A 12,558-nucleotide genomic window follows, 5' to 3' on the forward strand; every position below is an offset into this window, starting at 1 on the left:
GACCTGGAACTCCCACAGCGAGTAGCCCCACTGGGTGGCGCGCTGGGTGCCGTTCACCCGCACGTACCGCCCGGTGCCGCTGACCGCGATGGTCTGCACCCCGCCCGTGCCGGTGGTCGTGGAGTACACGTTGGTCCACGTGGTGCCGTCGGCGGACGTCTGGATCTGGAAGGCGGTGGCGTACGCCGCCTCCCAGTTCAGCACGACCTGGCTGATCGCGTGGCTGGCCCCGAGGTCGACCTGGATCCACTGCGGATCGGAGAACGCGCTTGACCACCGGGTGCCGGCGTTGCCGTCGACGGCCATCGGCGCGGTGAAGCTGGCGTTCTCCGACGACGAGGCGGTCGCCGGATGGCCCTGGGACAGCAGCGTCGCCGCGGGCGGCGGGCTGGTCGTGCCGCCGGTGCTGAACACCGCCAGCTCATAGATGGAGTACCCCCACTGCGACGCCCGCGCCGTGCCGTTCACGCGCACGTACCGCGCGTTCGCCGACAGGCCGACGTCGTAGTAGTCGCTGGTGGCGTTGGTGTTCGTGTACACCGTCGTCCACGCCGAGCCGTCGGTCGACGTCTGGATCGTGAAGCTCCGCGCGCACGCCGCCTCCCACGACACTGTGATGTGGTTGACGGCGTACGTCGAGCCGAGGTCGACCTGCACCCACTGCGGATCGGCGAAGGCGCTCGACCACCGGGTCGTCTCGTCCCCGTCAACCACATTGGACGCCGGGAACTGGGCCTGCTCGACCGACGACGCCGTGGCCGTCTTCCCGCGGGCGACGTTGGTGCCGAAGTTCCCCGCCGGCGGCTTGTTGTACACGGCGATGTAGTCGATGTCCATGTGCCCGCCGGAGACCGTCGCCGCCGTGGGGCCGCCGCCGTACGCCGCCGGGAACTGCCCGCCGATGGCCAGGTCGAAAATGGGCGTGAACGTGTGATGGAACGCGTTGCTCCAGGTGGTCGCGTCCACCTGCGACGAGTTCACCGTGAAGAAGTTGTTCCCGTCGAAGTAGAACCGCACCTGCTCGGGCGACACGGACCGGTCGATCTGCACGCCGTACGTGTGGAACCCGGTCTTGCAGCCGGAACAGGCCCGCTCCCCGCTGCCGATCCCGGTGTACTCGTTGCAGGGCCCGGTCGGCAGAGTTCCACAGTGGACGGTGGAGAACAGCGAGTCGTGCCCGTTGATGTTCTCCATCATGTCGATCTCGCCGGACCCGGGCCACGGCACGCCGATGCGCAACGGCGACCCGACCATCCAGAACGCCGGCCAGTAGCCCAGGCCGTTCCCGGTGTTCACGTCCGGCTGCTTGATCGAGGCCTGGATCGCCACCACGCCGCCGGCCTGCGCCCCGAACCCGTCGGCCTGGGTCTCGACCCGCCCGGAGGTCCACCCGGCGTTGGGGTCGGTCCCGGTGTGCAGCGCCTTGAGGACCAGGTGCCCGGCCCCGTCCTGGTACACGTTGGCGGTGCTCGTCGTGGTGGTCTCGATCTCGCCGGTCCCGAAGGCCGACCCGGCCCCGGCGTCGTAGCGCCACACGTTGGTGTCGAGCCCGGTGTTCGCGGCCCCGTTGAAGTCGTCGCTCCAGGTGGTGGTGAACCCGGCGGGCGCCGCGGGCACGGCGGCAACCGCGGGGGTCGCGGACCCGATCACGACCTGAACAGCCCCGGCCCCGGCGAGCGCGAGCGCCACGAGGCCGGCCTTGACGCGGACACGTCTGCTTCGGGTGTTGGACATACGTAGCCCCATCCATGACACATGGTTGAAGGGAGGAAACCGCAGGCGGACGGCTTCCCCAATGCGAGCGCAGCCGGGAGAGGGCGGCCCAGAGAGCGCTCTCTCGCTACTGTTAACCACCCTTTCACTCCTGTCAATGCCTTCGGCCCAAGTCCGAGGTCCTCGAACTCGCCCCCGAGATCGACGGAGTTGACCGGCCACGGGATGCTGAGGCTGAGCGGGCGGCGAGTGGCGGGAGGGCGGTTGTGGCGAACGATCGGGCTCGGCGATGGTGGGGCCGCGCGGCCGGGTCCCTGACCGGCCTGGCCGCCGCCGGCGGCGCGGCCTCAGGCACGAACTACATCCACAGCCCGCTGATCGGCGTGTCGGTCGCGGCCGCCGGCGCGCTGGTTGGCTTTCCCGCCGGGCTGGCCTGGGACCGGCGGGCCGAGCGCCTCGCCCGCCAGCGGCAGTGGGACAACCTGTTCACCGACGGCCCCGGTCCCGGCCCGGGCGGCCACGGCTCACCGGACAGCGCGTGGTACTGGCTGGCCCCGTGGCTCGCGGTGGTGCCGTTCGAGACGCGCCGCCGCCGGTACGCAGCCGCGGTACACCAGTGGTGCGCCGCCCGGCTGCCGGGCCGGGTGTGGCGGCTCTCCGGCGGCCCCGGCTCGGGCAAGACGCGGCTCGCCATCGAGATCGCCCGCGCGCTGCGCGAGGACGAGCGGCAGCCGTGGACCGTCGGCTGGGCCCGCCCCGGCCGCGGCGCCGCCGGGGTCGAGCTGGCCGCCGGCTGGGACCGCCCGACGCTGATCGTGGTCGACGACGCCGACGCCCGCGACGATCTGGGCGAGCTGCTCGCCGCCCTGGACCGCGCCGCCGGCCCGCAGACCGTCCGGCTCCTGCTCGTCGCCCGCGACTTCGGGGACTGGTGGACCGCCGTACAACAGCCGCTCCCAACCGCCGTCGACCTCGCCGGCCACGGCACCCGGCTCGGGCCGATCGCCGAGGACGCCCCCGGCCAGCGCGTCGCGGCCAAGCAGGCCCTGGCGTGGTACGCCGCGAAGCTCGGCACCGACCCGTCCGGGCCCCGGCTGACCGGCATCACCGCCGGCACGCCCCTGATCCTCCTGCACGCCGCGGCCCTGGCCGCCGCGCACCGCCCCGGCCCGATCGACGTCACCGACGCCGTCGCCGAGCTGCTCGCCGAGGAGCGGGCCGTGTGGCGCACGCACGCCGCCCGGCAGGGCCTCGACGAGTACCCGCAGGTCACGACCGACGTCCTGCGCGACCTGCTCGCCTTCACCATGCTCACCGGCGCCCGCACCGCCGCCGACACCCACCGGCTCGTCCCGCTCGTCCCCGGCCTGCACGACGCCGGCCCAGAGCTCGTCGACCGGCTGAACGCCTGGCTGCATCTCTACGACCGGTTCACGGGCTACTGGACCCGCCCGCGCCTGCCCGGGGTCATCGCCGAGCACCTCACCGCCGACGCCCTCGCGGGCAACACCGACCTGGCCGCCGCGGTCGCCCTGACCGCCGCCACCGACGAGCACGCCACCCGGATCCTCACGTTCCTCGGCCACGCCGCCACCCACGCCACCACGGCGGCCGCGGCCACGACCACCCTCCTGGACGCCGACCCCGAGCGCCTGATCCCGCTCGCCGTTCGCACCGCCCGGCGCGGCCACCACCACATGGACCGCGCCATCGCCGACGCCGTCGACCGTCACGCCCCCGGCTGGAGCGCCGCGCAAGGCCTGCGGGACCTGCTGCCGCAGGAGCTCAACGTGCTCACCCACACCCAGATCGCCACCGCTCGGGCGTGCGCCCGCACCGCACCCACCGACGCCGACCGTGCGACCGCCCTCACCTTGCTCGCGGATCTGCACAGCCGCTCCGGTCGCAGCGACGAGGCGATCACCAACGCCGCCGAAGCCGTGGCCACTTGGCGCAACCTCGCCGAGGCGGACCCCGCTACCCATCGGCCGAACCTTGCCGGCGCGTTGATCGCGCTGTCCGAGGCGCGTCGCCAGGCCGGCCACTTCACCGAGTCCGTCACCATTGCCGTGCAGGCGGTTGCCGCCTGGCGAACCCTTGCCGAGGCCGAGCCCGCCGTCCATCGGCAACACCTTGCCAAGGCACTGAGCTCGCTGGCCGGGGCGTATCGCCAGGCCGGCCGGATCGACGATGCGATCACCACCGGCGCCGAGGCCGTCGCCCTTCGCAGAGACCTGGCCACCACCGGCTCCGGCGTGCATCGGGCCCACCTCGCGGAGGCGCTGGTCACCCTGGCCGAAGCTTCGCGCCTGGCCGGACGCTTCGCCGAAGCGATCTCCAGCGCCGGCGAGGCCGCATCCATCCACCGCGATCTGGCCGTCACGAACCCGGCCCCTCATCGGCCGTCCCTCGCCAATGCCCTGACCACGGTCGCTGACGCGATGCGCCTGGCCGGCATGCACGGTGAAGCGGTCGCCAACGCCAACGAGGCGGTCATCATCTGGCGCCCCATCGCCGCCGCCGACCCGGCGGTACACCGGTCCCATCTCGCCAACGCGCTGACCGCCCTGGCCGATGCACAGACCGCCGCCGGCCGCTACGGCGAGGCGGTGATCAATGCCACCGAGGCCGCCACCGCCTGGCGCGACCTCGCCGCCCTGGGCTCGATCGCCCACCAAGCTGCCCTTGCCAACGGACTGACCTCGCTTGCCCACGCACAGAGCCTGGCCCACCGCCTCCCCGAGGCCGTCGCGAGCGCGACCGACGCCGTCGCCGCTTGGCGGCCGCTCGCGGCTGCCGACCCCACCGCGTACGAGACCCACTTCGCCACCGCGCTGGTGATGCTCGCCCACACCCGGCGCCTGGTCGGTCGCCACGAGGAGGCGATCGCCGCCGCCACCGAGGCCGTCGACCTCTACGACAGTCACCCCGAATGGGACCAGGCCAACAAGACGGCCGCCGAAGAGATCATCAGGCTCTGCAGCTGACCTCGCCGGTGGCCTGACACGTCGCCCGGGCCACCCTCGCGCGGACGGCCCGGGCACTGCGGGAGATCAAGGGTGCAGCAGCACCTTCGTCCAGCCGGCGTCGCGGTCGTCGAAGTGGCGGTAGCCATCGGGGGCCTGATCCAGCGGCAGCTCGTGGGAGACCAGGAACGACGGCGAGGCCCGGCCGGTGATGATCAGGTCGCGCAGGTGGCGGTTGTACCGCATGACCGGGCACTGCCCGGTGCCCATCTGCTGGCCCTTGCTGAAGAACGTGCCGTAGTCGAACGCGACCCGGCCATGCTTCGCCGCGTCCGTCGCGGCGCCCGGGTCCTGCGGCACGTAGACCCCGACGACGCCGATGCCGCCGGTGGACCGGACCGAGCGCACGAGATTGTCCAGTACCAGTTCCGGGTGCTCCTGACCCGACGGGTCGTGCGCCTGGTAGCCGACGGCCTCCACGCCGCAGTCCGCGCCCCGCCCGTCGGTGACGTCGAGGATCTGCTCGACCGGGTCGCCCTTGGAGAAGTCGACCGGCGTCGCACCGATCTTGCCGGCCAGGTCGAGGCGGTCGCGCTCCTTGTCGACCACGAACACCTCGGACGCGCCGCGAATCATCGCGCTGTGCGCGGCCATGAGGCCGACCGGGCCGGCGCCGAAGACGGCCACCCGGTCGCCGGGGCGCATCCCGGCCAGTTCCGTGCCGTGCCAGCCGGTCGGGAAGATGTCGGACAGCATGGTGAAGTCGTGCTCGTGCGCGTCGCCGGGCGGCAGCTCGAGCAGGTTGAAGTCGGCGTAGGGCACGCGCAGCAGCTCGGCCTGGCCACCGTCGTACGGCCCCATGTCGGCGTAGCCGTACGCGGCCCCGTCCACCCCGTCGATCGGATTGGTGCGCAGGCAGAAGCTCGTCCAGCCCTCGACGCAGTTGCGGCACGTGCCGCACGCGATGTTGAACGGCACGGACACGCGGTCGCCGGGCTTCACGCGGCTCACTCCGGAGCCGACCTCCTCGACGATGCCCATGTTCTCGTGTCCGAGGACCTTGCCCCGCTCGACCGTGGAGCGGCCCTCGTACATGTGCAGGTCTGATCCGCAGATGTTCGTGGTCGTGATCCGTACGATCGCGTCGGTCGGCGCCTTGATCTTCGGGTCGGGCACGTTCGCCACGGTGACATCGCGCGGGCCCTGATAGACCACAGCCTTCATGGCGACCTCCTCCAGAGGTTGACTGCCCAACCCCTGCCCGCCCGGCCCGGCCTCAAACGATCGTGATGGCGGCGTCGGCCACCGCCGGGGTAATCGGCGCGATTGGCCGGACCGCAGCTGGGTAGTCGTCTTGAACATGGGTGGCATTACGGCCGAGGTGCTGATCTCCCGGTTGGCCGAATGGGGTGTGGACACCGTGTTCGGACTGCCCGGCAACGGGATCATGGAGGGGCTGCGCCGCAACAGCGACACGGTGCGGTTCGTGCTCGTGCACCACGATCGCCCGGTCGTGCCTGCCCAGGCTCGCGCGAAGCGCGGAAGCGGGCCGGCGATGCGCTGCGGCGGCGTTCATGGCCACCGCCTACGCCAAGACCACCGGCCGCACAAGGCTTCGATCGCCACGACCCTGTTCCAGGACAAGATCCAGCAGCTGAAGGGCTGATGCGCGATGGCGGTCATCTCCCTGCCCACGCCCACCGCCCGCCGCGCCGCCCCGGACCGGGACATCGCCGGTCTCGAGGCGGCGCTGCGCGCGGCGGTGCGCGGCGACGTGCGCTTCGACGCGGGCGCCCGGGCCGCGTACTCCACCGACGCCTCCAACTACCGGCAGGTGCCGATCGCCGTGGTCTGCCCGCGCGATGTCGAGGACGCCGTCGCCGCCGTGCGGGTCTGCCACGAGTTCGGCGCGCCGATCGTCTGCCGGGGCGGGGGCACCAGCCTCGGCGGGCAGTGCTGCAACGTCGCGGTCGTGCTGGACTTCACGAAGTACGTCCACGGCGTCGAGTCCGTCGACCCGCACGCGCGCACCGCCGTGATCCTGCCGGGCACCCCGCTGGACGACGCCAACGCCGTCTTCGCGAAGGACGGCCTCATCATCGGCCCGAAGCCGGCGACCCACTCGCACTGCACGATCGGCGGCATGGTCGGCAACAACTCGTGCGGGGCCACCGCGCAGTGGTCCGGCACCACGGCCGCCAACGTGGAGCGGCTGGAGGTGCTCACCTACGACGGCGAGCGCATGTGGGTCGGCCCGACGGACGACGCCGAGCTCGACCGCATCGTGGCCGCCGGCGGCCGCCGCGCCGAGATCTACCGCTCGCTGCGGGAGCTGCGGCAGCGCTACCGCGAGCAGATCGCCACCCGGTTCCCGGACATCCCGCGCCGCATCTCCGGCTACAACCTCCCCGACCTCGACGAGCAGCACGGCTTCAACGTGGCCCGCGCGCTGGTCGGCACCGAGTCCACCTGCGTCGTGGTGCTGCGCGCCGAGCTGCGGCTGCTGCCGAAGCCCAAGCACCAGGTGACGGTGCTGCTCGGGTTCCCGGACATCGCCGCGGCGGGGGACGCCGCGCCGCGGGTCGCCCGGCACTCCCCCATCCAGCTGGAGGGGCTGGACGAGAAGCTCCTGCGGTACGAGCGGGAGGAACACCGCCCGACCGAGATCCTCGACGTGCTGCCCGACGGCCACGCCTGGCTCACGGTCGATCTCCCCGGCGACACCGAGGACGAGGCCCGCGGCCGGGCCGACGCGCTCATCGCCGAGTTCGGCGGCGCGGCCTGCCTGCTGGAGGACGACGACATGCGGCAGCGGCTCTCCGCCGTGCGCGAGGCCGGCCTGGCCACCACGGCCCGCACCCCGAACGGCCCCGACGCCTGGCCCGGCTTCGAGGACTCCGCCGTCGACCCTGAGCAGCTCGGCGACTACCTGCGCGAGTTCGGCGAGCTGCTGGAGGAGTTCGGGTACGGCGCCACCAGCCTCTACGGCCACTTCGGCCAGGGTTGCGTGCACTGCAGCATCCCCTTCGACCTGACCAGCGCCCCCGGCATCGCCGCCTACCGCGCGTTCGCCGAGCGCGCCGCGAGGCTCTGCGTCGCGCACCGCGGCTCCCTGTCCGCCGAGCACGGCGACGGCCAGGCCCGCGGCGAGCTGCTGCGCATCATGTACGGCGACGAGCTGGTCCACGCCTTCGAGGAGTTCAAGGCGATCTTCGACCCGACCGGCCGGATGAACCCGGGCAAGGTCGTCCACGCCAACCCGCTCGACGCCGACCTGCGCCTCGGCGCCGACTACGCGCCCGCCCAGCCGGCCACCCGCTTCCGCTTCTCCTCCGACGACGGCAGCTTCGCCCGGGCCGCCCTGCGTTGCGCCGGCGTCGGCGACTGCCGCCGCAGCCACCCCGACGGCGGCGTGATGTGCCCCAGCTACCAGGTCACCCGGGCCGAGGAGCACTCCACCCGCGGCCGGGCCCGGCTGCTCTTCGAGATGGTCAACGGCGGGGTCATCGACGACGGCTGGCGCAGCGAGGCGGTGCGCGACTCCCTCGACCTGTGCCTGGCCTGCAAGGGCTGCCACAGCGACTGCCCGGTCCAGGTCGACATGGCCACCTACAAGGCCGAGTTCCTGCACCACCACTACGCCGGCCGGCTGCGCCCGCGGGAGCACTACTCGCTGGGCTGGCTGCCCGTCCTCGCCCGCGCCGCCGCGCTCGCCCCCGACCTGGCCAACGCGTTGACCGCCACGGCGGTCGGCAAACGCCTCGCCGGCCTCGACCCGCAGCGCAGCCTGCCCCGCTTCGCCCCGGCCCGCATCGACCGCTGGCTGCGCCGCCGCCGGCCGGGCGGCACCGGCGAGCGCGGCCGCGTGCTGCTCTTCACCGACTCGTTCACCACCGCGTTCGCCCCGCGCATCGCCGCCGCGGCCGTGGGGGTGCTGGAGGCGGCCGGCTTCGACGTCCTGGTGCCGCCGCGCACCGTGTGCTGCGGCCTGACCTGGATCTCCACCGGCCAGCTCGGGGTGGCGACCCGGGTGCTGCGGCACACCGTCGACACGCTCGCGCCGTACATCCGCGCCGGCCTCCCCCTCGTCGGCCTCGAGCCGTCGTGCACCGCCGTGTTCCGCTCCGACCTGCCCGACCTCTTCGGCCGCGACCAGGACGCCGAGCGGCTCACCCGGCAGACCGTCACCCTGGCCGAGCTGCTCACCGAGCGGGCCCCGGACTTCGCCCCCAAGGTGCCCGAGGGCACCCGGGCGATCGTGCAGCGGCACTGTCACCAGCACGCCGTCCTCGGCGCCGACGCGGACCGCCGCCTCATGGAGGCGATCGGGCTGCAGGCCGAGGAGCTGGACTCCGGCTGCTGCGGACTGGCCGGCGACTTCGGCCTGACCCCGGCGCACCGGGAGGTGTCGCTGGCCTGCGCCGAGCAGGGCCTGCTGCCGGCGGTCCGCGACGCCGGCCCGGACACCGTGGTGCTGGCCGACGGGTTCTCCTGCCGCACGCAGGTCGCCGACGCCGGTCCGGGGCGGCCGGCCGTCCACCTGGCCGAGGTTCTCAACGCCGCGGTCCGTGCTCGCCGTGCCGGCTGAGGTCGGCGGGGTGCGCTGGGCGGCGTACCGGATCCCGACCGACGGCCCGGAGGCGGACGGCACGCTGGAGTGGGACGCCACCACCATCGTGGTCGTACACGTGCAGGCCGGCGGCGCCACCGGCCTGGGCTGGACCTACGCCCCGGCCGCGGCCGGCCACCTGATCGGCGAGATGCTGAGCCCGCACGTGCTCGGCCGCTCGGCCTGGGACGTGCCGGCCGCCAACGCCGTCATGGCCCGCGCGGTGCGCAACGCCGGCCGCCCGGGCGTCGCCGCGACCGCGATCTCCGCCGTCGACACCGCCCTGTGGGATCTCAAGGCGCGCCTGCTCGGCGTGCGCCTGGCCACGTTGCTCGGCCCCGTGCGCGACGAGGTCCCCGCCTACGCCAGCGGGGGCTTCGTCAACTGGCCCGACAACGTGCTGGAGTCCTGGCTGGAGGCCCACGCCGGGTTCGGCCGAGCCAAGATCAAGATCGGCGGCGGCCCGGAGGAGGCCGACCATCGCCGCATCGACCTGGCCCGCCGCGTCCTGGGGCCCGACCGGGAGCTGTACGTCGACGCGAACGGCGCCTACACCGCGAAGCAGGCCATCCGCATGGCCACCGGGTTCCCGGACGTGCGCTGGTTCGAGGAGCCCGTCTCCTCCGACGACGTGCACGGCCTGCGACGCGTCCGGGAGTCGGTCGCCGCGGACGTCGCCGCCGGCGAGTACGGCTACGACCTGCGCTACTTCGCCCGCCTGGCGGGTTCGGTCGACTGCCTGCAGGCCGACGTGACCCGCTGCGGCGGCATCACCGACTTCATGCGGGTCGCCGCCCTGGCCGCGGCCGAGGGCCTGGAGCTCTCCGGCCACTGCGCCCCGGCCCTGCACGTCGACGTGAGCCTGGCCACGCCGAATCTGCGCCACCTGGAGTACTTCCACGACCACGCCCGCATCGAGTCCCGCTTCTTCGACGGGGTCGCCACCGTCGTGGCCGGCGGCCTGCTGCACCCGGACCTGACGGCCCCCGGCAACGGCCTGACCTTCAAGACCGGGGACGCCGAGCCGCACCTGGTCGCCGCCGGCTGACCACTTTCGTCAGACCCGCGCGGCTTTCGTCAGACCGGCCCGGGTTTCGTCAGGCCGGCTCAGGCTTCGTCGGACCGGCTCGGGTTGTTTGGCCGGCCGGGTTTCGTCAGGCCGGCCCGGTTTCGTCAGGCCGGCTCGGGCAGGGCCGGCACGATGGTGAACACCCGGTCGAGCGCGGTCAGCCGGAAGATGCGCAGCAGCCGCTCGTGCGGGCTGACCAGGGTGAGCGCCTGCCCCCGCCCGGCGAGCCGCTTGAACACGCTGACCAGCACCCCGAGCCCGGTCGAGTCGATGAACTGCACCGCCGTCAGATCCACCACCAGCGGCGTGTCGTGCTCGTCGAGGACCGCGTGCAGGAACTGCCGCAGCTGCGGCGTGGTCGCGATGTCCAGTTCGCCGGTCGCGGTCACCACCGCCGCGGACGCCTCGGACCGCACCGACAACTCCACAGCCCCGAACCTCCACGTCCCACGGCCCGTCCCCGCGGCCGTGGCGCCGATCGTAGCCCCTGCCGGTCCCCCGCGGGCCCGGGCCGCGCCGGGCGGCGGCCCCGGATCGGCGCCGACCGTGCGGGACGGGTACGCCCGGGTTACGCTGGCGCCTCACCGCCGACCAACGGGGAACAGCACATGGCCGAGGCCAACCGATCCGAATCATCGCCACCGAGCCGAGCGGGCCTGAGGATCACGGCATCCGACGACCCCTCCGGCGGAGTGCTGCTGACCGCGATCGGCGCCCTCGACTACTACTCGGCGAACGGCCTCGTCGCCGCCGTGCAGCGGGCCTTCGACGCCGGCGCCCCGGGCGTGACCGCCGATCTGGCGGGCATCGGCTTCAGCGACTCCTCGGGCCTCGCCGCTCTGATCCGCGCCCACAAGTCGGCCCTCAACGGCGGCCGGAGGTTCACGGTCCGTAACCCGGACCGCAACCTCAGCCGCATCTTCGCCCTCACCGGCCTGCACACCGTGCTCGACATCACCCACCTGCCGCCGCCCTGACCTGGGGCCGGGCCCTCGACCCTGGGAGCCGCCATGCCCGCCGACCCGGCCGGCCTGCTCGCCCGGACGCGCGCCGTCTGCCTGGCGTTCCCCTCCGTGACCGAGCGCCCGAGCCACGGCGCCCCGGCCTGGTTCGTGGGCGGGAGGTCCACCTTCGCCCAGCTCTGGGAAGACGGGCATCACGACAACGACTTCCCCCACCTGTGGTGCGCCGCCGCTCCCGGCGCCCAGGAGGAGCTGCTCGCCGCCCGGCCCGGCCTGATCTTCCGCCCGCCGTACGTCGGCCACCGCGGCTGGATCGGCATCCGCCTCGACGGCGACGCCGACTGGACCGAGATCGCCGAGCTGTGCGAGGACGCCTACCGCGCCGTGGCCCCGAAGCGCCTCCTCGCCGAGCTCGACGCCCGCCGGAGCTAGGAAACGGCCGGCGTCGGGCCCGGTGACGCCACAGGGGCAGCGAGGTGCGGCAACCGGCCCGCGTCGGGCGCGGCGGCGCCACGGGGCGGCGAGGTGCGGCAACCAGCGCGCGTCGGGCGCGGTGGCGCTACAGCGGCGGCAGGTGCGGCAGCCAGCCGGCGTAGCGGTCGAGGGTGGCCAGCGCGACCGGCACGAGGAGCAGGGCCGCGCCGGTGGCGGCCAGCAGCGCCCGCGCCGCGCGGGGCAGCGGTGGTGGCGGCGCGAGCAGCCGCTGCAGCCGTTCCATGCTGTCGCCGCCATGCAGGGCCAGCAGCCCATCAGGCGGCGCCGAGCCCGGCTGGGCCATGCTGACCAGGGCGCGGGCGAGATCGATGCGGGAGATGCGCCGGGCGGCGTGCTCGTCGGCGCAGAGCTCGACGAGCCGGTCCAGCTGACGGCGGCCGAGCCGGAAGCAGCGCGCCCATGGGAACGCCTGGGTCAGCAGCCGCATCCAGTGCGTGATGGCGTAGTGCCGGCCGGCGTGGTGGGCCCGCTCGTGCGCGAGCACCGCCGACAGCTCACCGGTGTGGAGCCGGTCGACCGCGGCCGAGGTGATGATGATGTCGGCGCCGCCCGGCATGAGGTAGGCGGCGGCCTCGTGGTGCCGCACGACGGTCGCCCCCGGCACCGCGCCGGGCACGGCGGCCAGCCGCACCAGCAGCCGCAGCTGGGCGCGGCGGGCCCGCTGGGCGCCGATCATCCGCGCCGCGCTGCTCGCCAGCCGCCCGCCCAGCAGGCCCACGCCCAGCAGCCCGGCGGCCGCGGCGG

At 73.8% G+C, this 12,558-nt stretch carries 10 protein-coding genes; 6 read left to right on the forward strand and 4 right to left on the reverse strand.

Features of this window, described 5'->3' with window-relative positions:
• A partial coding sequence (locus ABD352_RS38920) for a discoidin domain-containing protein (RefSeq protein ID WP_344617583.1) occupies nucleotides 1–1,734 on the reverse strand: 1,734 nt, incomplete at its 3' end.
• A 245-nt stretch (nucleotides 1,735–1,979) separates the two neighbouring features.
• Here ABD352_RS38920 and ABD352_RS38925 point away from each other — a divergent pair.
• Nucleotides 1,980–4,700, forward strand: coding sequence for a hypothetical protein (locus ABD352_RS38925; RefSeq protein ID WP_344617584.1), 2,721 nt, complete (start codon nucleotides 1,980–1,982; stop codon nucleotides 4,698–4,700).
• 66 nt (nucleotides 4,701–4,766) lie between these two features.
• Here the strand turns inward: ABD352_RS38925 and ABD352_RS38930 are convergent, their stop codons facing one another.
• The gene (locus ABD352_RS38930; RefSeq protein WP_344617585.1) at nucleotides 4,767–5,903 is read right to left on the reverse strand and encodes a glutathione-independent formaldehyde dehydrogenase; all 1,137 of its coding nucleotides are present in this window, start codon (nucleotides 5,901–5,903) and stop codon (nucleotides 4,767–4,769) included.
• A 136-nt stretch (nucleotides 5,904–6,039) separates the two neighbouring features.
• Here ABD352_RS38930 and ABD352_RS38935 point away from each other — a divergent pair, with 136 nt between their 5' ends.
• The 3 genes from ABD352_RS38935 to ABD352_RS38945 are packed head-to-tail and all read left to right on the forward strand — an operon-like array spanning nucleotide 6,040 to nucleotide 10,336.
• The gene (locus tag ABD352_RS38935; RefSeq protein WP_344617586.1) at nucleotides 6,040–6,345 is read left to right on the forward strand and encodes a thiamine pyrophosphate-binding protein; all 306 of its coding nucleotides are present in this window, start codon (nucleotides 6,040–6,042) and stop codon (nucleotides 6,343–6,345) included.
• Between the two features lie 6 nt (nucleotides 6,346–6,351).
• Nucleotides 6,352–9,267 (forward strand): FAD-binding and (Fe-S)-binding domain-containing protein, encoded by a 2,916-nt coding sequence (locus ABD352_RS38940; protein ID WP_344617587.1) that lies wholly within the window; start codon nucleotides 6,352–6,354, stop codon nucleotides 9,265–9,267.
• The gene (locus tag ABD352_RS38945; protein WP_344617588.1) at nucleotides 9,257–10,336 is read left to right on the forward strand and encodes an enolase C-terminal domain-like protein; all 1,080 of its coding nucleotides are present in this window, start codon (nucleotides 9,257–9,259) and stop codon (nucleotides 10,334–10,336) included. Before ABD352_RS38940 ends, ABD352_RS38945 begins: the two co-directional genes overlap by 11 nt.
• Nucleotides 10,337–10,461: 125 nt before the next feature.
• On the opposite strand, the gene ABD352_RS38950 is transcribed toward ABD352_RS38945, so the two are convergent.
• Nucleotides 10,462–10,785: an STAS domain-containing protein gene (locus ABD352_RS38950; RefSeq protein WP_344617589.1), complete on the reverse strand. Its 324-nt coding sequence runs from the start codon at nucleotides 10,783–10,785 to the stop codon at nucleotides 10,462–10,464.
• 264 nt (nucleotides 10,786–11,049) lie between these two features.
• Here ABD352_RS38950 and ABD352_RS38955 point away from each other — a divergent pair, with 264 nt between their 5' ends.
• Together ABD352_RS38955 and ABD352_RS38960 are read left to right on the forward strand one after the other, a co-directional pair.
• Entirely contained in the window at nucleotides 11,050–11,334 is a 285-nt protein-coding gene (locus ABD352_RS38955) for an STAS domain-containing protein (protein WP_344617590.1), read from the forward strand.
• A gap of 33 nt (nucleotides 11,335–11,367) precedes the next feature.
• The gene (locus tag ABD352_RS38960; RefSeq protein ID WP_344617591.1) at nucleotides 11,368–11,751 is read left to right on the forward strand and encodes an MmcQ/YjbR family DNA-binding protein; all 384 of its coding nucleotides are present in this window, start codon (nucleotides 11,368–11,370) and stop codon (nucleotides 11,749–11,751) included.
• A 127-nt stretch (nucleotides 11,752–11,878) separates the two neighbouring features.
• Here the strand turns inward: ABD352_RS38960 and ABD352_RS38965 are convergent.
• Nucleotides 11,879–12,558 (reverse strand): M56 family metallopeptidase (locus tag ABD352_RS38965; RefSeq protein WP_344617592.1); only part of this gene is annotated, 680 nt, incomplete at its 5' end.

The sequence above is a fragment of the Dactylosporangium salmoneum genome, from assembly GCF_039532525.1.
In the GTDB taxonomy this organism is placed as follows: domain Bacteria; phylum Actinomycetota; class Actinomycetes; order Mycobacteriales; family Micromonosporaceae; genus Dactylosporangium; species Dactylosporangium salmoneum.

What these genes read in the sequence shown, in the direction of transcription:
- ABD352_RS38930 (WP_344617585.1), bottom strand. Translation starts at nt 5,903, where the DNA reads ATGAAGGCTGTGGTCTATCAGGGCCCGCGCGATGTCACCGTGGCGAAC.
- ABD352_RS38960 (WP_344617591.1), top strand. Translation starts at nt 11,368, where the DNA reads ATGCCCGCCGACCCGGCCGGCCTGCTCGCCCGGACGCGCGCCGTCTGC.
- ABD352_RS38940 (WP_344617587.1), top strand. Translation starts at nt 6,352, where the DNA reads ATGGCGGTCATCTCCCTGCCCACGCCCACCGCCCGCCGCGCCGCCCCG.
- ABD352_RS38935 (WP_344617586.1), top strand. Translation starts at nt 6,040, where the DNA reads ATGGGTGGCATTACGGCCGAGGTGCTGATCTCCCGGTTGGCCGAATGG.